Source organism: Thiobacillus denitrificans, from assembly GCF_001530125.1.
Lineage (GTDB): Bacteria > Pseudomonadota > Gammaproteobacteria > Burkholderiales > Thiobacillaceae > Thiobacillus > Thiobacillus denitrificans_C.
In genome coordinates this window covers 1-17,259 of sequence record NZ_LDUG01000060.1, presented here as the reverse complement: position 1 = coordinate 17,259, position 17,259 = coordinate 1, and the positions used below count along the sequence as shown (strand labels likewise).

Sequence of the window (17,259 nt, the reverse complement as noted above, 5' to 3'; positions counted from 1 at the left end):
CGACAGGTTGCTGTAAAGCACGCCATAGTCAGGCGTGCGGCTCCACATCCACAGCGCGGCAATGACCGCCACGGCGGCAGAAGCACCAATGATCAGCGGCAGGCGCGGGTTGGCGCGCAACTGCTCCAGCAAGGGCAGGGCCTTGGGTGTTGCTGCGTCAGCGCCCAGTGCGGTGGAACTCATGCGCTCACCCGACCAGCGCCGCATCGCGCGGGCAGGTGAAAGGCCGGCAGGGGTGGTAGTGCAGCGAAACGACTGGTGGCATACGTCAGGTAGTAAGGGGATGGGAAGGGGGCTGGCCCGGCAGATACGGCCAAGGCACCCCCGGCCTTGTGAATGATTGTCAGAGTGCGGCGCGGCGCTTGATCGGCTGAATAACCGGGGCTTTTGCCATCTTTTGCCGTGATGCGGGGCCGAGGACGGCTGATACGCTTCAGGCCTTCAGTCAAGCAATGGGCGTGCGTGCGCCCAAGGGAAATGCCATGTCGATATCGTCTATTGAATCCGTATTGCAACAAATGCGGGCGCTTGCCCCCTCCATGGGCAGCGCCCCAACGGCTGGCAGCGAAGTGGCCGCAGGCGGCTTTGCCGGCGAGCTGAAAAAGTCACTCGATCGCATCAGTGACGCGCAGCAGAACGCTTCCAGCCAGGCCGAAGCTTTTGAACTGGGCAAACCCGGGGTGGCGCTGAACGACGTGATGGTCGATATGGCGAAAGCCGGCATTGGCTTTCAGACCGGCCTGCAGGTGCGGAACAAAGTCGTGGCCGCGTACCAGGAAATCATGAATATGCAGGCTTGATCTGCTTTGTTCCTGCCATGCCATGACCGTTTCCGCATCGCCGCAGCAACCCGCCGATCCGATCATGGCGCAAGCGCTGAAAGACCTGGAGCAATCTCTGGCGCAGGCTTTGCAACTGGCAGTGAATCACCATCAGTGCGGCCAGATCGAAGAAGCCGAGACGCTCTACCGAGGTATCCTGCAAGCCCAGCCAAGTCACCCCGATGCAAATCACCATTTGGGCGTTCTGGCAGTGCAGATGAAGCAAGCAGGTGCCGCGCTGCCTTACTTTGCCGCGGCACTCGAAGCCAAGCCGGAGCAGCAGCAATATTGGTTAAGTTATATCGACGCGCTGATTCAAGCTGATGAAACGGAAACTGCGCAGCAGCTGCTGGCGCTGGGGCGCCAGCACGGATTGCAGGGCGACGACATGGAAGCGCTGGCAGGGCGTCTGAACGAAGGCCCATCGAGTGCGAAGCAATCCGTGGCATCCGAACCGGAGGCCCCGCAAAGCGACAAAAAACAAACCAGACTGAAGGCCAGCCCGTCAGCAAAATCGACCGGCAAAGCGCAGCCTCGCCCGCAGCAGATCGACAAACTGGGGGCTTTCTACAAGCAGCGACGTTTCATCGAAGCAGAAGCGCTGGCCCGCGCGCTGACCGCGCGCTTTCCCCGGCATGGGTTTTGCTGGAAAGTGTTGGGCGCCGCGATCATGGCGCAGGGGCAGCATGAGCAAGCGCTGCTGCCCATGCAAACCGCCGCGCAACTGTGGCCCGAGGATGCCGAGACGCATGGCAACCTGGGCATTGTCCTCAAAGCCATTGGACGTCTGGCAGAAGCCGAAGCGAGCTATCGGCGGGCGCTGGAGATCGCGCCGGCATACGCCGAGGCGCATAACAACCTGGGCGTCATGTGCAAGGGACAGGGGCGGCTCATTGAAGCCGAAGTCCACTATCGGCGGGCGCTGGAGATCAAGCTGGACTTCATTGAGGCACACAGCAATTTGGGCAACGCCCTCAAAGACCTGGGACGTTTGGCGCAAGCCGAAGCGAGTTATCGAAGGGCGCTGGAGATCGCGCCGGCGTATGTCGAAGGGCATAACAACCTCGGCGTACTGCTGCAGGAACAGGGGCGGTTGATGGAGGCGGAGGCAAGCTACCGGCAGGCGCTGGAGATCAATCCGGCCTATGGCGATGGATATAACAATCTGGGCAATGCGCTCCAGGTCCAGGGTCGGCTGATGGAGGCCGAAGCCAGTTTCCGCCGGGCACTGCAGATCAGCCCGGATGATGCCGTGTCGCACAGCAGCCTGCTGTTTTGCCTGAGCCATAGCGAAGCGGTGGGTGCGGTGCCGTTGTTTGTCGAGCATTGCCGCTTTGGCGAGCGGTTTGAAGCGCCGCTGCGGGCGCTGTGGCGGGAGCACGGCAACCCGCGTGATCCGGAACGCCGCCTGCAGGTTGGTTTCGTTTCAGGCGATTTTCGCAGCCATGCAATGGCCTTCTTCATCGAACCGGTGCTGGAGCAGCTGGCTGGCCATGCCAGCTTGTCACTGCACGCTTATTCCAACCACGCCACGCAAGACGACGTCAGCCAGCGCCTGCGTGGCCATGTGAGGCACTGGCACACGATTGCGGGTCTCAGCGACGCTGCGCTGGCAGAAAAAATCCGCGCCGACGGCATCGACATCCTGATTGACCTGTCAGGCCACACGGACAAGCACCGTTTGTTGAGCTTTGCCCGTAAACCGGCACCGATACAGGTCAGCTGGATGGGCTATCCCGGCACCACCGGCCTGAGCAGCATGGATTACTACCTGAGCGACCGTTTCCTGTTGCCGCCAGGGCAATTCGACAGCCAATTCACGGAAAAGCTGGTGTATTTGCCGGCCAATGCGCCGTTCCTGCCGATGGCGGATGCACCGCCGGTCAACGATCTGCCGGCGCTGGGCCGCGGCTATGTGACTTTCGGCAGTTTCAATCGGCAGAACAAACTCAGCCGGGCCGTGATCGCCCTGTGGTCGCAACTGCTGCGCGCTGTGCCCACCTCGCGCATGGTGCTGGGCGCGATGCCGCAGGACGGCCAATACGACACGCTGACAGCCTGGTTTGCCGGGGAAGGGATAGAACGCGAGCGTCTTGATTTCCATCCGCGTTCGAACATGCAAGACTATCTGGCGCTGCACCATCAGGTCGATGTCTGTCTGGATACCTTTCCTTATAACGGCGGCACCACCACCCTGCATGCGTTGTGGATGGGCGTGCCCACGCTGACCCTGGCCGGGAGCACGGTAGCGGGCCGCACCGGGGCCGGGATTCTGGGCCATGTCGGGCTGGGCGCATTGGTCGCGCAGGACGCCGCCGCATTCGTGCAGCAGGGCTTGTCGCTGGCGGCCGATAACTTTTCCACGCTGGCGCGCTTGCGGGCCGGGCTGCGCGAACGTTTTTCGCAGTCGGCGCCAAGCCAGCCTGAGCTCATCGCCACCGGTCTGGAGCGCGCCCTGCGCACCATGTGGCAGCGCTGGTGTGCGGGCTTGCCGACGGAATCATTTGAAGTGAATCATGCAAGTATGCAGAACATGCAGAACATGCAGAACGCGGTGCAAGAGGCGGGGGCATGACCGCACCCCACGAAATATCGCCGATTTATGTGACGCAACCCTACTTGCCGCCACTCGCAGAGTTCATCCCTTATCTGGAACGAATCTGGGAAAACAAGTGGCTGACCAATGGCGGCCCGTTTCACCAGCAGCTGGAACAGGCGTTGTGCGGCTACCTGGGGGTGAAACACATTGCGCTGTTCAGCAACGGCACACTGGCGCTGATGACCGCCCTGCAAGCGCTGCGCATCACGGGCGAAGTGATTACCACGCCGTATTCGTTTGTCGCCACCAGTCACTCCTTGTTATGGAATGGCATTCGGCCGGTGTTTGCCGACATTGACCCGATCACGTTCAACCTTGACCCGGCCAAAATCGAAGCCGCCATCACGCCGCAAACCACCGCCATCATGCCGGTGCATTGCTACGGACATCCGTGCGATGTGGCGGCGATCCAGAAAATTGCCGACAACTATGGCCTGAAGGTGATCTATGACGCCGCGCATGCGTTTGGCGTGCAATCGGAGGGTGCCAGCGTGCTCAACCACGGCGACCTGTCGGTGCTGAGTTTTCATGCGACCAAGGTGTTCAATACCTTTGAGGGCGGGGCGATTGTTTGCCACGACGCTAAAACCAAACAGCGGATCGACAACCTGAAAAATTTTGGCATTGTGGATGAAGTCACGGTGGTGGCGCCCGGCATCAACGGCAAGATGAGTGAGATCAATGCCGCCTTCGGCCTGCTGCAGCTTAAAGGCATAGACGCAGCGTTGCAGCAGCGGCAATCGGTGGATGCCCGCTACCGCGCAGGCCTGGCGGCGGTCACCGGCATTCATTGCCTGCCGGACACGGGCGAACAGGTCGCCAACTACGCCTACTTCCCGATTCTGGTGCGGCCTGAATACTCGCTCAGTCGCGATGCGTTGTTCCAGAAACTGCGCGACTGCGGCGTGTATGCGCGGCGTTACTTCTATCCATTGATCAGCGATTTCCCCATGTATCGCGGCTTGCCGTCGGCGGCGCAGTCGAATTTGCCGGTGGCGAGCAAGGCGGCAAGCGAGGTGATCTGCCTGCCGATTTATCCGGCGCTCACCAGCGAGCAGGTCGATTTTGTCCTGCGCATCATTGCGGGGCAGCGCGGCGGATGAGCAGACTGGCCATCATGCAGCCTTATTTCTTCCCCTACATCGGCTACTTCCAGCTGATCGCGGCGGTGGACCTGTTCATCGTGTACGACAACATCAAGTACACGAAGAAGGGCTGGATCAACCGCAACCGCATGTTGCAAAACGGCAAGGACGTGATGTTCTCGCTGCCGTTGAAAAGCGATTCGGACTGTCGGGATGTGTGCGAACGGGAGCTGGCGGCGAATTTCCATCGTGACAAATTGCTGAACCAGTTCAAAGGGGCGTACCGACATGCGCCGTATTTTGCGCAGACGTTCCCGCTGGTCGAGCAGGTCGTGCGGCATGAGGATGCGAACCTGTTTCGTTTTTTGCACCACTCCATCGTCAAGACGTGCGAGCACCTGGGCATCACGACGGGGATCAGGATATCTTCGGATATCGCCATCGACCACGACCTGACGAATCAGGGCAAGGTGCTCGCCTTGTGTGAAGCGGTCGGCGCGAGCACCTATGTGAATGCCATCGGCGGCATGGAGCTGTATTCAAATGAAACGTTCCGGGAGAAGGGCGTCGACTTGAAGTTCATTCAATCGAAACCGTTCGAGTATGCGCAATCCGGCGACGTATTCGTTCCCTGGCTGTCGATGATCGACGTGATGATGTTCAATCCGCTCGATGCCATCCAAACTGGCATCTCGACTAACTATGAATTGGTCTGAACCGTGTTCGAGTGGAAAAAATTAGGCAAGGTGTTCACGCCGCAAGAAGTCGAAGGGCGCAGCTGGCTGAAAGAGTTCGCTCAGGCACCCGCCACCCTGGTGTTCGATGATTTCGTTCGGGTTTATTTCTCCTGCCGTCCCCCGGTGGACAAGAATGGCCAGTACGTCAGCTACTCCGCCTATGTCGATCTGGATCGCGCCGACTTGTTCAAGGTGCGCCATGTTGGTGAACAACCCATCCTCAGTCTGGGCAGGCTGGGCGAGTTCGATGAGTTCGGCACCTATCCGGTCTCTGTCATCCGCTATGGCGACGAAGTGCGCGCCTATTACGCGGGCTGGACGCGCTGCGAATCCGTGCCGTTCAATGTAGCGATAGGCATGGCGACCAGCCGCGATGGGGGCGCGACCTTCACCAGGTCCGGCAACGGCCCGGTCTTGCCGTATTCACCGGATGAGCCTTTCGTGTTGAGCGGGCCGAAGATCCGGCGTTACAACGATGCCTGGTATCTGTGGTACATCGCGGGGCGCAAGTGGAAGATGGTGGATGGTCGGGCGGAGCCGGTCTATAAGATCCGCATGGCCTCGTCCCCGGACGGCATCCATTGGAACAAGGTCAACAGAGACCTGATCGACAGCCGCATCGAAGAAGACGAAGCGCAAGCCAGCCCAGACGTGTCCTACGCCAACGGCAAATATCACATGTTCTTCTGCTACCGCTACAGCAGCCATTACCGGGGCAGGGAGAATGGCTACCGCATCGGTTATGCCTCCAGCGCGAACTTGATCGACTGGGTGCGCGACGATGCGAAGGCCGGCATTGACGTGTCCGAAAAAGGCTGGGATGCCGAAATGATCAGCTATCCGCACGTGTTCGAACTGGATGGGAAGACTTATCTGGCCTACCTTGGTAACCAGGTCGGCCGCTATGGCTTCGGACTGGCCGTGTTGGATGGAAAGTTGGAGTAAGGGATGGGCGCGATGAAGTGGGCAAAGATCGGCAAGATATTCGACCCGACGCAGCACAAGCTGCCGAACGACTGTGTGCAATTCGCCCAGTCGCCGCAAGCCCTCGTGTTTGATGATTTCGTGCGCATCTATTTCTCTACCCGCGCGGTTGACAAGAGCAACGGCAAGTACCTCAGCCACATAGCGTTCGTCGATATGAGGAAGAACCTGCGCGATGTGATTCGCGTGTCCGACAAGACGGTCATCCCGCTCGGCGGGCTTGGGTGCTTCGACGAGCATGGCATCTTCCCGATGAACGTCATGCGTCACGGCAACGCCGTGTATGGCTACACCTGTGGCTGGAATCGCAGAGTCTCGGTCTCGGTGGATACGGCCATCGGTCTGGCCATCAGCCGCGACGACGGCCTGACCTTCCAGCGCATCGGCGACGGGCCGGTGCTGGCGGCATCGCTGCACGAAGCCTGCCTGGTCGGCGACGGCTTCGTGAAGGTCATCGGCAGCGTGTTCCACATGTGGTATATCTTTGGCACTGGCTGGAAGAAATTCTCACCGGATGCATCGCCGGATCGCACCTACAAGATCGGTCATGCGGTCTCCAACGACGGCATCAACTGGGTCAAGGAAGAGGCGCGGCAGATCATCGCCGACCGCCTGGACGCAGATGAAAGCCAGGCGCTGCCGACCGTGATCGAGATCGCGGGCAGGCATCACATGTTTTTCTGCTATCGCCAGTCTTCCGACTTCAGGAAGAACAAGGAACGCGGCTATCGCATCGGTCATGCTTGCTCGGACGACCTGGTGAACTGGACGCGGGACGACGAGAATCCTCTGTTGGACATCACGCCGGGCGACTGGGATGCCGACATGCTGTGCTACCCGCATGTGTTCGAGTGTGATGGCAAGGTGTACTTGCTCTATAACGGCAACGAGTTCGGACGCTACGGCTTTGGGCTGGCGGTGCTGGAGGGATGAGCGCAGCGGTCGAGTCCTTGTTGAACAAGGCATCTGCTGCACAGATCGCAGATCACCTGTTGTGCTGCGATGCCGGTTTCGTACCGTCTTTGAGCGGTCGGGTCGAGATAAGAGACTATGCGCAGAAGATCGCGAGCAAGGCGACGACGTTCGAAGCATGGTCTGGCGGCACACTGGTTGGATTGGCGGCGGTCTATTGCAACGACCAGGAGAACCGAATCGCTTACATCACCAGCGTCAGCGTGCTGAAGGATTGGGCTTGCAAAGGCATCGCCGCGGGTTTGGTGGGCCAGTGCATCGACCACGCGAAGGCCTCGGGCATGCGGCAGATCCGTCTGGAGGTGGCGGCAGACAATACTCCCGCCATCAAGTTGTATGAAGGGCGCGGCTTCATCGTGGGCAAGGCGAATAGACCATTCGTCGGCATGAATCTATGTTTGAAAAATGGTGAAGAGCATGAACAGCAAGCGTGACTACAACGTCGAAATAAACGATACGAATGACCACAAATACGCCTACGGCTTCGACTTCGATGTGATTCACCCTTACATGATCAAATCGTTCGAGCCGTTCTTCAATAAAGGAAGCTTGCTCGAGCTTGGGAGCTTCAAGGGCGACTTCACCAGAAGATTCCTGCCCTATTTCGATGATGTCACCTGCGTCGAGGCTTCGGATACCGCTGTCGCGGAAGCGAAGAAAAAACTGGGCGACAAAGTGAAGTTTGTCAATTCGCTATTCGAGAAAGCGAACCTGCCAAAGCGCTATGACAACATCGTGCTGACCCATGTATTGGAACATCTGGATGACCCTGTGCTGGTGTTGAAACGTGTCAATGACGAGTGGCTGGCGGAGAACGGTAGGTTCTTCCTGGTGTGTCCCAACGCTAATGCGCCGTCCCGGCAGATCGCGGTCAAGATGGGGTTGATCTCTCACAACACCGCTGTCACGTCGGCAGAAGCCGAGCATGGCCACCGGTGCACCTACACATTGGATACCCTGGAGCGAGACGCCGTTGCGGCTGGGCTGAAGGTGGTTCATCGATCCGGAATATTCTTCAAAGCACTGGCAAATTTTCAGTGGGATCGATTGCTGCAAACGGACATCATCTCCAGAGAATATCTGGAAGGCTGCTACAAGCTGGGGCAGCAATATCCAGATCTATGTTCGAGCATATTCTTGATGTGCGAACGAGGCGGCATCACCCCAAATGCTGCATGCGAAACGCACTGAATTTTTCGTTGAGGCACAGAAATTGAATCCGCGTAATAAAAAAACTGGCAGCGGCGCAAAATCCATCTTGATTTTCCCGGGGGGGATGCCGCGTTCGCTTGAATATCTACAAAAATGTCTGCACGAAGGGCGGGCTGTGATCGGCGCTTCGTCGCTTGCTTTGGATGCTTCGCGGGAAAAATATCCGGCATGGTTGTCGCTTCCTTTTATCACGCAGCCAGAGTTTGACGAGGCATTGAAACACGCTATTTCGGAATCGAATATAGGGGGAATTTATTCGCCCAATCCGGTGGTCTGGGACTATTTGAGTCGGGCGCTGACAGAACTTGCGCCAGGCGTGATGCTGGTGAACGACTCACCGGTCAATATGGAGTTGAGCGGCTACCGTGCCGCCCGCGGCCATGCCCACAGCCTGCTCAACAGGCCGTTGCCGCTGGCTTCGAATGTTGCGGCCACGCCGTCCATGTCGGAGATTGAACTGGCGGCCTTGTTTCGGCATGCAGATGTCATTCCAGGCATGTGCGACCATGAAAAATTCTGCGTCCTGTGCGAAATTGCCCGTCACAGCCCAGCTGGAGACATCGTCGAGATTGGCAGCTGGTGGGGAAAATCAGCCTTTATTCTGGCCAGACTGGCGCGTTGTTACGCCATCGGCAAGCTGCTCTGCGTCGATCCCTGGTCGAACGCCCATCTGGTGCAGAACGATGAAAAAGGCATGGTGGATATCGCGTCCGCACAGATGGATGCGGAGGAGGCGCTGGCCGTTTTTGAAATGAACCTGCTGCCTTACAACGCCAATCACGTGAATTATTTACGCATGCCATCGACCGAGGGCGCGCAGCATTACCGAGCGTGCAAGGATGTCACTACAGCATCGTTTGGAACAACGCGCTATGACGGTCATATCGCGATTCTGCATATCGACGGCAATCACAGTTATGCCGCAGCAAAGGCCGATATGGCGGCCTGGGGCGGCTTGGTGGTGGCAGGCGGGTGGATCATTGTGGACGACTATATCTGGCCGTATGGCGATGGTCCGCAAAGGGCTGGCGATGAATTCCTGGCCGAACATCAGGACAAAATTGATGTCGCTTTCGTGATGGGAAGTGCCTTGTTTCTTCAGTTGTCATCGCGGCTGTCTAAAGATTGGATGGGCACATGCTGAATGGCCACCCTGCAATTCGCTTTAAAGTCGATTCAGGGAATTTTTTTGCGCGCAACCCTAAAGGTTTTTCCTGAACTGGCCGATAACCTGAATAACGGTGGCTTGCTTGTCCTGGTGGTGGGCAAGCCAGACGTTGCGGCTAGTGTGCAGCACCGCGCTACACACTAGTTAGCCGAGTCCATCAACTTTAGTACACAGGAGCCACACCATGGGTCAAGTCATCAATACCAATGTTCTCTCATTGGTCACGCAGAACAACCTCAATAAATCGCAATCTTCACTGAACACTGCGATCCAGCGTCTGTCATCCGGCCTGCGCATCAACAGTGCCAAGGACGACGCCGCCGGCCAGGCTATCGCCAACCGCTTCACTTCCAACATCAAGGGTCTTACCCAATCATCGCGCAATGCCAACGACGGCGTGTCGCTGGCCCAGACGGCCGAAGGCGGCCTGAAGGAAATCAACAACAACCTGCAGCGCATCCGCGAGCTGACCGTGCAGGCCAAGAACGGCACCAACTCTACGGCCGACATCGCCTCCATCCAGGCCGAAGTCGATTCGCGTCTGGCTGAAATCGACCGCGTGGCGGCGCAAACCGACTTCAACGGCGTCAAGGTGCTGAACGCGGCCCTGAGCATCGCCATCCAGGTCGGTGCCAAGGACGCCGAAACGATCACCATCACGACAGCCGCCGGTTCGGGAGTGACGCCTCTGGGTGTTGCAGCCTTCAGTGTCACCACCGGCACGCTGGCCACGCTGGACACGGCGATCGGCACCGTGGACACCACGCGCGGCACGCTGGGTGCCATGCAGAACCGATTTGATTCGGTGATCGCCAACCTCGGCACCACCATCAACAACCTGTCGGCTTCACGCAGCGCCATCGAGGATGCAGACTACGCCGTTGAAGTGTCGAACATGACACGCGCGCAGATCCTGCAGCAAGCCGGTACGTCGGTATTGGCCAAGGCCAACCAGTCGACCCAGGGCGTGATGGCTCTGCTGCAATAAGCGCTGCAGATGCCTTCGTCAACGGCCAGCCGTTGACGGGGGTAAACCGGCGGCCCGCGGGCCGCCGGCTGCAAGCATGATGGTCAGACAATCGGGTCCAAACAGCCCGATTGCGCTGCCCGGTCCCGCCTGGTGGGTTTTTTTCAGGCGTGAGCGGGCAGCGCCTTGGACAGGAGAGCAAAAAATGTCGATTTCAACAGGTCCGGTGAGTGCGGACTATGGCTTGCAAAACAGCCAGCAGCGCAGTCAGAAAATAGTGCAGCCGGCCGCCGGCCGCAGCGCGCAAGGCGAGGTGTCTACTGCGCCCGCCGCTAAAGTGGCAGCCGATGCGAGGGAGGGCGAGGCGGCCAGACTCGGCACCGAGCAGATCCGGAAATCGCTGGAGGAGATCAATAACGTGCTGGCCGGCATGTCGATCAGCGTGCAGTTCCAGATCGACCCCAATTACAAGGATGTCATCGTCAAGGTCGTTGACCAGAACAATGACAAGGTGATTCTGCAGATTCCATCCATGGAGGTGGTGCGCATTGCCAAGGCCATGGACAGCCTGAAAGGGCTTTTATTTTCCCAGGCCGTGTGATGGTGCAGGGTGGCCGCGTATTTTCAAGTTAAATAAACAGAAAAAACAGGAACTGGTATGGCTACAATTTCTTCTCTCGGCGTTGGCTCGAATCTGGACTTGAACAGCTTGCTCGCCAACATCAAGACGAGCGCGCAAGCACCGCTGATAGCGCTTCAGCAGCAGCAAAGGAGTTATACCTCCAGGCTGTCGGCTTACGGTCAGCTCAGCAGTGCGTTGAGTGCGCTGCAGACGGCAGCGGCGGCACTGGCCAAGTCCACCCTGTTTCAGGGTATGAAGGCCAGCTCGACTGCCACCGATGTGCTGACGGCCACGGCCCTCTCCACGGCAGCGGTCGGCAGTTATGCGGTGAACGTGACGCAGTTGGCGCAAGCGCAGTCGCTGGCGGCCGCCGGCGTGACGAGCACCACCACCGCGATTGGCGGGGGCGCGGCAACCACGGTGACGCTTGACTTCGGCACCATTTCCGGCGGCACGCTGGACCCCGCGACCGGCAAATACACCGGCGCGACTTTTACGGCGGATACCACGCGCGCTGCGACGTCGATCACCATCGATGCCAGCAACAACACGCTGGCGGGCATTCGCGATGCGATCAATGGCAGTGCCACCATGGGGGTGACGGCCTCGATCGTCAATGACGGCAGCGCCACGCCGAACCGGCTGGTGTTGACGTCCAAGCTGACCGGCGAAACATCGAGCATGCGCATTGCGGTTACGGGCGATGCGGCGCTGTCGGGCATGCTGGCGAATGACCCGGCTGCGACGCAAAATCTGCAGCAAACCGCAGTCGCGCAAAATGCGAATTTGACGGTGAACGGCATTGCCGTCACCAGCGCCACCAACACCGTGGCGGGCGCGATCCAGGACGTCACCATGACCGTCGCCAAGGTCGGGGCCAGTACGCTGGCTGTGCAAAACGACAGCGCCAGCGTAGAGAGTGCCATCACTGCCTTTGTGACTGCCTACAACAGCTTGCAGAGCGTTGCCAACCAGCTGACCGCTTTTGACGCCACCAAAAAATCAGGCGCCATTCTGATGGGCGACTCCACCCTGCGCAACATTCAGGTGCGCATCCGTACGACGCTGAACACCGCACAGGTGCCCGATAGCAGCGGCCTGGCGATGCTGTCGCAGATCGGCGTATCGTTCCAGAAGGATGGCACCCTGGCGATCGATTCGGCCAAGTTGACGACGGCGCTGGGCAGTCAGTTGAGCGGCGTTGCGAACCTGTTTTCCGGCACCGCCGGCAGCGGCGGTTACGGCGCACAGATGTCGTCGCTGATTACCGGTTTTACGGACACCACCAATGGCTCGTTGACGGTGGCCACCAAAGGCGTCAATACGACATTGACGTCTCTCGGCAAGCAATATTCGGCGACGTCGGACCGGATCGACGCCACCATCGCGCGCTATAAAGCCCAGTTCACGCAACTTGACGGGCTGATGAGCAGCATGAATCAGACCAGCTCCTATCTGGCGCAGCAATTCAAAACGACTTCCACCAATTAAGGCCAGCCCATGTATGCACGCAATTCGGCGGCTGGCACAGGCGCCAGTGCCTATGCCGCGGTAGGCCTCCAGTCGGCCGCCATGAGTGCGTCGCCGCACCAGTTGATCACGATGCTGTTCGATGGCACCAAAACGGCCATTACCATGGCGCGCCACCACATGGCGAACGGCGAAATCGCGGCCAAGGGCAATGCGATTTCGAAGGCCATCAACATCATCGATAACGGCCTCAAGGCCAGCATCGATGCCGAGGCGGGCGGCGCGGCCGGCGCCGCACTGGCGGCCAATGTGTCGGCGCTGTATGACTACATCAAACAGCGCCTGATGTACGCCAACCTGCGCAACGACCCGGCGCTGCTGGACGAGGCGGACCGGCTGCTGGACAACATCAGCTCCGCGTGGCGCGAAATTGACCCACATAAACCAAGCTACGCGCCGGATGCGTCCGATGCGCCTGCTGCAACCCGTCTTTCCATAGGAGCTTGACATGGGTTCTCAAAGTGAAGTGATGCATTGCTACGAGCAGATCGCCCCCCTGACCGGCCATATGCGGTTGCTGGCACGCACCAAGCAGTGGGGTGAGCTGCCGGCGCTGGAAGCGCAATACAGCGGCTTGGTCGATCGCCTGAAGGCCATCGAAGCACAGGAGCCGCTGGATGAGTCACAGTCAGCGCGAAAGTACCGGCTGCTTAGCCGGATCATCGCTGACCACGATGAGATTTGCAGCTTTGTGATGCCGCAACTGGCAACATTGGAGGATGCGCTGAAGAGCCTGGAGCGGCAGCACCGCCTTCACAAGGCCTACGGCCAGGCAGATGAGGCTCCTTTATGAGCGGTGTAACGCCTTTGGCGACGCGGCTGGCTCAGCGCGTCGATTTGGTTCCGGTCTAGTTTAAAAAGAGTTGCGCACTACCGCTTGAAGGTTCACGCGTGCGTGCCTAGCGATTCCCAAGGAGCGTAAGCCATGATGATTTCCGCAAACGTTGTGTCAGCCAGCCCGCTACGTGAGCCCGCGTATGAAAATATCGCGCTGGCCGAAATCAACCTGACCTTGAAGATGGCGTCCATCGGGCTGCAGTTTGAGTTCGCCAAGGAGTCTGGCAAGATGATTGCCAGGGTGACAAACGTGGAGAGTGGCGAGGTCATTCGGCAAGTGCCTTCTGAAGAGGTGGTGCGACTCTTGAAAGCACTGGGAAAATTGCAAACTGTTCTGATGCACCAGACGATTTGGAATAAGTGGTGCGACTTTCGGAGTAAATCGCGGAATCGTCTGGTGAACCAGACGATTTAGTGCCGTGGCGCACGCTATCCGCTAGATAAGACCGCGTCTTTTCGTCCGTGGCGGCGTTGCAAATTCTCGCAACAGTGGAACTATTGCTGTGGTTTTCGCCTTGCAGGCAACAGGCGGCTGTCGCGGAGTTGTTTGCCGGTACTGGGGGGCAGCAGGGGCGACGGAAAACCGGCGTCTGCGCTGGTCGACATCACCTGTGTCGACGGCATGCGTTTCCAGAAACAAGTCGGAATTTTTATGTATACACCACCCCATTCCGAGTCGCAGTCGGCGCGAAAGTACCGGCTGCTCAGCCGGAGCCTCTCCAGCCACGGTGAGATTTGCAGCTTTGTGATGCCGCAGCTGGCAACGTTGGGGGATGCGTTGAAGCGCCTGGAGCGGCAGCAAAGTCTTCGCAAGGCCTGCGGTGAAGCGGAGGATGCCCCTTCATGAGCGGTGTAACGCCACTGATTGACACGCTTTTGGCCACGCGGCTGGCTCAGCGCGTGGACCTGGTGCCGCTCAAGGGGGCGCTCGAAATCGCCGGTCCAGACGCCGTGGCCCGTGTTGAAAAAGTCACCAATGACGTTCGCCTGCCTTCACGCGCTGCCCTGCAGCGGAAATTGGGGGTGGGGTTGCACGATGGCGGCGACAGCCGCAACAACACGGCGCCCTCGGCACGTTCAGGCGAAACCGTCACACTGAGCGCGGTGGCCCGCGCGGTGAGTGCAATTTTGGCGTCGCAATCTGACCCCATTCCCAAAATTCTCGGGAGCAAGCCGCTGTGGCCCCATCTGCAGCCTCCGGCTGCCCAGGCGCTGACGGCCGCATTGGCCCGTACGGTGGAACACTCTGGCCTGTTTTACGAATCGCACCTGCGGCAGTATGCCGCCGGCACGCGCACGCTGGCGGAGCTGGCGCAAGAGCCGCAGGCTCGGCTTGATGCCACAGTAAAAGTCGTGCTGGTGTTGCCTGCCGCAGGGGCCGAAGGTCCAGACGCTGGCGGGGGCGCGCCGGGAAATGCCCGAGGCGTGGAGGCGGCAGCTTTGCCTGTTGCTGCGCCGTCAGGGACTGGCGACGCTGTACCCATTGACAGCGGCAAGGCCAGCAGGGCAGCCTCTTTGCCGAATCCATTGCCTGCCAGCCCGGAGCCGGCGCCTTCTTTGGCCGGCAGCGAAGGCGCCCGCTTTCATGCGCACGAGCACGCGGCTAGGGCGGACACTGCGGCGCCAGATGCCAGCGGAAAAAGCCATGGCGCAAGCGGCTCGGACGCGGTGCGCAGCAACGCGCCTGGTCTTGCGGGAATTCATCCGGAAGCCATTGCGCTGGTGCGCCAGCAGCTTGAGTTGCTGGCGGCGCCGGTGTTTCGCTGGGGCGGCGAGGCCTGGCCGGGCACGCCCATGGATTGGGAAATTCGCGAAGAGCAGGACGAGCGCCCGGCCGCTGCCGATGCGGAAGCGGTTGCGCGCACCTGGAGCACGCGGCTGGCCTTGACGCTGCCCACGCTCAGGGACGTTGAAGTGCGCATCAGCCTGGCGGGCAGCACGCTGCAGGTCCATCTGGCCGCGCGCGAGAGCGCCACGCTGGCTTTGTTCGATGAAGGGCGTCATGAATTGCCGAAGCGCCTGGGCGACTTGGGCCTGCAGCTGACCGGCTTGCAGATTGGGGCGCTGCCGCTAAATCCTGCGGCGCAGGCCAGTCCGAAGGACGACGATGCCCCCTAGCGCAGTGGACGACTCATCGAGCGCGCAGGGCCTGCCCGGCAGGCCGAGCGCCATCGCGCTTTCCTATGCGAACAAGGACAGGGCGCCCATCGTGGTGGCCAAAGGCTATGGCGCCGTGGCTGATTCGATTGTTCAGCGGGCCCGCGAAAGCGGTTTGTATGTGCATGCCTCGCCCGATCTGGTGAAGTTGCTCATGCATGTGGACCTGGATGCGCAAATTCCCCCGCAGCTGTACGTGGCGGTGGCCGAAGTCCTGGCTTGGCTGTATCGGCTGGAACCCGCTGAACCCGGGCCTGATTCCATTTCTATTTCAAGGCGATAAGTCCTTGCTTTACCTTGCCGTGCTGCAAGGCGGCGCGACATCGAACCAGAAATGGAATCACATTGTTTCAATAAAGTGAAAATTTTTTCGCAATTCGTAAAATTTGTTAAATGTGATGTTTTTTTTGTAAATTGAGTTTTAACGTTTAAATCTTGTAAAAAATGCATAAAATATGATTAAGTAGGTAACAAATCCTACGGTGATTCGGGAAATTCATGTATTGATAGTTTCCAGATTTATGTTAGTAAATTTATAAAAATCTTTCTGATGCGCCAAAAAATTGGCGAATTGTCAGGAAGATCAGGAGCACGAATTGGCTGAGACGACGACGACCAACGAAATTGGTGATTTGAATTTGACATATTTGCTGCTGGCGCAGCGGCTGGTGCGGGAAGATGTTGCCACAGCCATGTTCCGTATGGGGCTGAGCCGTGAGCTCGCCGATTTGCTCGGAAGCCTGTCGCTTTCGCAAATCGTGAAGCTGGCGGGCTCCAGTCTGCTTTTGTGCCGCTTCAGGTTTGACGACCATCCGGTTTTGTCGGCGCTGCTGAGCGACGGAAAAACGCTGGCTTTGCAGCAAGCGCACACGGCCATTCTTCTTTCCGGCCAGCAAATTGAGGCGGTTCACTGATGTTTTGCTTTGAGTGCGATGGTGGGGTTTTCTGCAGGTATTGCCGTGCGGTGCGTCATGGCCGTTAAAAGCGTTATCAGTGAAGCCCGCGAAATTCATCTTGCGATTGACTTGATCAAACTCGGCGCCCGTCTGCAGTTTCTGGAAGCGGAAACCAGTCTGAGCCGTGACCGCCTGATCAAGCTGTACAAGGAAATCAGGGGGGTTTCGCCGCCCAAGGGATTGCTGCCCTTCTCTACAGACTGGTTTATGACCTGGCTGTCCAACATCCATTCGTCGATGTTCTACAACATCTACCGGTTTATGGTGACCCACGGGGGGTGCACGCGAATTACCGCTGTCATCAAAAGCTATCGGCTTTACCTCGAGCAGGTAGAGCAGCAAGGCAGCGAGCCGGTGCTCGATTTCACGCGGGCCTGGACGCTGGTGCGATTTTTTGACAGCGACATGTTGCAGCTCAGTACCTGTACACGTTGCACCGGTCTGTTCGTTGCGCATGCGCACGATCCACAGAGCAACTATGTGTGTGTCCTGTGCCGTCCACCATCGCGTGCTGGCAAGACGCGCAAGACCCTGGGCGCCGTGGTCGAGGCCAGCGGCACGCCCAAAAAAGCCGGCCGCACGACTTCGCCGTTGTCGCCATCGGCGTCGCAG

Annotated in this window: 21 protein-coding genes and 1 pseudogene; 21 read left to right on the top strand and 1 reads right to left on the bottom strand. The window is 59.0% G+C overall.

Features of this window, described 5'->3' with window-relative positions:
- Window positions 1–183 (bottom strand): annotated as a pseudogene (locus ABW22_RS15985) (flagellar basal body M-ring protein FliF); the annotation flags it as partial.
- 275 nt (window positions 184–458) lie between these two features.
- Here ABW22_RS15985 and fliE point away from each other — a divergent pair.
- The 21 genes from fliE to flhC form a co-directional block, all read left to right on the top strand.
- Window positions 459–800 carry a flagellar hook-basal body complex protein FliE gene (fliE, locus tag ABW22_RS15980; RefSeq protein WP_202813978.1) on the top strand — a complete coding sequence of 114 codons (342 nt, stop codon included), beginning with the start codon at window positions 459–461 and terminating at the stop codon, window positions 798–800.
- 22 nt (window positions 801–822) lie between these two features.
- Window positions 823–3,396: a tetratricopeptide repeat protein gene (locus tag ABW22_RS15975; protein ID WP_059759200.1), complete on the top strand. Its 2,574-nt coding sequence runs from the start codon at window positions 823–825 to the stop codon at window positions 3,394–3,396.
- Complete coding sequence (gene vioA / locus ABW22_RS15970) at window positions 3,393–4,523, top strand: dTDP-4-amino-4,6-dideoxy-D-glucose aminotransferase VioA (protein ID WP_059759197.1); 1,131 nt, start codon at window positions 3,393–3,395, stop codon at window positions 4,521–4,523. Before ABW22_RS15975 ends, vioA begins: the two co-directional genes overlap by 4 nt.
- Entirely contained in the window at window positions 4,520–5,221 is a 702-nt protein-coding gene (locus ABW22_RS15965; RefSeq protein WP_059759194.1) for a WbqC family protein, read from the top strand. The genes vioA and ABW22_RS15965 overlap by 4 nt, the downstream gene beginning before the upstream one ends.
- 3 nt (window positions 5,222–5,224) lie before the next feature.
- Complete coding sequence (locus ABW22_RS15960) at window positions 5,225–6,187, top strand: hypothetical protein (protein WP_059759191.1); 963 nt, start codon at window positions 5,225–5,227, stop codon at window positions 6,185–6,187.
- 3 nt (window positions 6,188–6,190) lie between these two features.
- Window positions 6,191–7,159: a hypothetical protein gene (locus tag ABW22_RS15955; protein WP_059759188.1), complete on the top strand. Its 969-nt coding sequence runs from the start codon at window positions 6,191–6,193 to the stop codon at window positions 7,157–7,159.
- Window positions 7,156–7,632 (top strand): GNAT family N-acetyltransferase, encoded by a 477-nt coding sequence (locus ABW22_RS15950; protein ID WP_059759185.1) that lies wholly within the window; start codon window positions 7,156–7,158, stop codon window positions 7,630–7,632. The genes ABW22_RS15955 and ABW22_RS15950 overlap by 4 nt, the downstream gene beginning before the upstream one ends.
- Window positions 7,616–8,389 (top strand): class I SAM-dependent methyltransferase, encoded by a 774-nt coding sequence (locus ABW22_RS15945; protein WP_059759182.1) that lies wholly within the window; start codon window positions 7,616–7,618, stop codon window positions 8,387–8,389. The genes ABW22_RS15950 and ABW22_RS15945 overlap by 17 nt, the downstream gene beginning before the upstream one ends.
- On the top strand, window positions 8,367–9,554 hold the full coding sequence (locus tag ABW22_RS15940) for a class I SAM-dependent methyltransferase (protein WP_059759180.1): 1,188 nt from the start codon (window positions 8,367–8,369) through the stop codon (window positions 9,552–9,554). The genes ABW22_RS15945 and ABW22_RS15940 overlap by 23 nt, the downstream gene beginning before the upstream one ends.
- Window positions 9,555–9,722 carry a hypothetical protein gene (locus tag ABW22_RS17540; RefSeq protein WP_157648700.1) on the top strand — a complete coding sequence of 56 codons (168 nt, stop codon included), beginning with the start codon at window positions 9,555–9,557 and terminating at the stop codon, window positions 9,720–9,722. It begins immediately after the preceding gene.
- 40 nt (window positions 9,723–9,762) lie between these two features.
- On the top strand, window positions 9,763–10,566 hold the full coding sequence (locus ABW22_RS15935; RefSeq protein ID WP_059759177.1) for a flagellin: 804 nt from the start codon (window positions 9,763–9,765) through the stop codon (window positions 10,564–10,566).
- Window positions 10,567–10,750: 184 nt separating this feature from the next.
- Window positions 10,751–11,146 (top strand): flagellar protein FlaG, encoded by a 396-nt coding sequence (locus ABW22_RS15930; protein WP_157648699.1) that lies wholly within the window; start codon window positions 10,751–10,753, stop codon window positions 11,144–11,146.
- A 57-nt stretch (window positions 11,147–11,203) separates the two neighbouring features.
- Entirely contained in the window at window positions 11,204–12,658 is a 1,455-nt protein-coding gene (gene fliD / locus ABW22_RS15925) for a flagellar filament capping protein FliD (protein ID WP_059759171.1), read from the top strand.
- A gap of 9 nt (window positions 12,659–12,667) precedes the next feature.
- Window positions 12,668–13,144, top strand: a complete 477-nt coding sequence (gene fliS / locus ABW22_RS15920) for a flagellar export chaperone FliS (protein WP_059759167.1) — start codon at window positions 12,668–12,670, stop codon at window positions 13,142–13,144.
- 1 nt (window position 13,145) lies between these two features.
- On the top strand, window positions 13,146–13,490 hold the full coding sequence (locus ABW22_RS15915) for a flagellar protein FliT (RefSeq protein ID WP_082709040.1): 345 nt from the start codon (window positions 13,146–13,148) through the stop codon (window positions 13,488–13,490).
- 132 nt (window positions 13,491–13,622) lie between these two features.
- On the top strand, window positions 13,623–13,949 hold the full coding sequence (locus ABW22_RS15910; protein WP_082709038.1) for a flagellar protein FlaG: 327 nt from the start codon (window positions 13,623–13,625) through the stop codon (window positions 13,947–13,949).
- A gap of 207 nt (window positions 13,950–14,156) precedes the next feature.
- A complete protein-coding gene (locus ABW22_RS15905) occupies window positions 14,157–14,381 on the top strand; it encodes a hypothetical protein (protein ID WP_157648698.1) in 225 nt (74 codons plus the stop codon).
- Window positions 14,378–15,652 (top strand): flagellar hook-length control protein FliK, encoded by a 1,275-nt coding sequence (locus ABW22_RS15900; RefSeq protein WP_059759154.1) that lies wholly within the window; start codon window positions 14,378–14,380, stop codon window positions 15,650–15,652. The genes ABW22_RS15905 and ABW22_RS15900 overlap by 4 nt, the downstream gene beginning before the upstream one ends.
- A complete protein-coding gene (locus ABW22_RS15895; RefSeq protein WP_059759152.1) occupies window positions 15,642–15,974 on the top strand; it encodes an EscU/YscU/HrcU family type III secretion system export apparatus switch protein in 333 nt (110 codons plus the stop codon). Before ABW22_RS15900 ends, ABW22_RS15895 begins: the two co-directional genes overlap by 11 nt.
- Window positions 15,975–16,287: 313 nt before the next feature.
- Window positions 16,288–16,605 carry a flagellar transcriptional regulator FlhD gene (flhD, locus tag ABW22_RS15890; RefSeq protein ID WP_059759205.1) on the top strand — a complete coding sequence of 106 codons (318 nt, stop codon included), beginning with the start codon at window positions 16,288–16,290 and terminating at the stop codon, window positions 16,603–16,605.
- Window positions 16,606–16,662: 57 nt separating this feature from the next.
- Window positions 16,663–17,259 (top strand): flagellar transcriptional regulator FlhC (gene flhC, locus ABW22_RS15885; RefSeq protein ID WP_059759202.1); only part of this gene is annotated, 597 nt, incomplete at its 3' end.

Bases quoted from the DNA above. Each gene is read 5' to 3' on its own strand.
- ABW22_RS15975 (WP_059759200.1), top strand. From the start codon at position 823: ATGACCGTTTCCGCATCGCCGCAGCAACCCGCCGATCCGATCATGGCG.
- vioA (WP_059759197.1), top strand. From the start codon at position 3,393: ATGACCGCACCCCACGAAATATCGCCGATTTATGTGACGCAACCCTAC.
- ABW22_RS15965 (WP_059759194.1), top strand. From the start codon at position 4,520: ATGAGCAGACTGGCCATCATGCAGCCTTATTTCTTCCCCTACATCGGC.
- ABW22_RS15955 (WP_059759188.1), top strand. From the start codon at position 6,191: ATGGGCGCGATGAAGTGGGCAAAGATCGGCAAGATATTCGACCCGACG.
- ABW22_RS15950 (WP_059759185.1), top strand. From the start codon at position 7,156: ATGAGCGCAGCGGTCGAGTCCTTGTTGAACAAGGCATCTGCTGCACAG.
- ABW22_RS15945 (WP_059759182.1), top strand. From the start codon at position 7,616: ATGAACAGCAAGCGTGACTACAACGTCGAAATAAACGATACGAATGAC.
- ABW22_RS15940 (WP_059759180.1), top strand. From the start codon at position 8,367: ATGCTGCATGCGAAACGCACTGAATTTTTCGTTGAGGCACAGAAATTG.
- ABW22_RS17540 (WP_157648700.1), top strand. From the start codon at position 9,555: ATGGCCACCCTGCAATTCGCTTTAAAGTCGATTCAGGGAATTTTTTTG.
- ABW22_RS15935 (WP_059759177.1), top strand. From the start codon at position 9,763: ATGGGTCAAGTCATCAATACCAATGTTCTCTCATTGGTCACGCAGAAC.
- ABW22_RS15930 (WP_157648699.1), top strand. From the start codon at position 10,751: ATGTCGATTTCAACAGGTCCGGTGAGTGCGGACTATGGCTTGCAAAAC.
- fliD (WP_059759171.1), top strand. From the start codon at position 11,204: ATGGCTACAATTTCTTCTCTCGGCGTTGGCTCGAATCTGGACTTGAAC.
- fliS (WP_059759167.1), top strand. From the start codon at position 12,668: ATGTATGCACGCAATTCGGCGGCTGGCACAGGCGCCAGTGCCTATGCC.
- ABW22_RS15915 (WP_082709040.1), top strand. From the start codon at position 13,146: ATGGGTTCTCAAAGTGAAGTGATGCATTGCTACGAGCAGATCGCCCCC.
- ABW22_RS15910 (WP_082709038.1), top strand. From the start codon at position 13,623: ATGATGATTTCCGCAAACGTTGTGTCAGCCAGCCCGCTACGTGAGCCC.
- ABW22_RS15905 (WP_157648698.1), top strand. From the start codon at position 14,157: ATGCGTTTCCAGAAACAAGTCGGAATTTTTATGTATACACCACCCCAT.
- ABW22_RS15900 (WP_059759154.1), top strand. From the start codon at position 14,378: ATGAGCGGTGTAACGCCACTGATTGACACGCTTTTGGCCACGCGGCTG.
- ABW22_RS15895 (WP_059759152.1), top strand. From the start codon at position 15,642: ATGCCCCCTAGCGCAGTGGACGACTCATCGAGCGCGCAGGGCCTGCCC.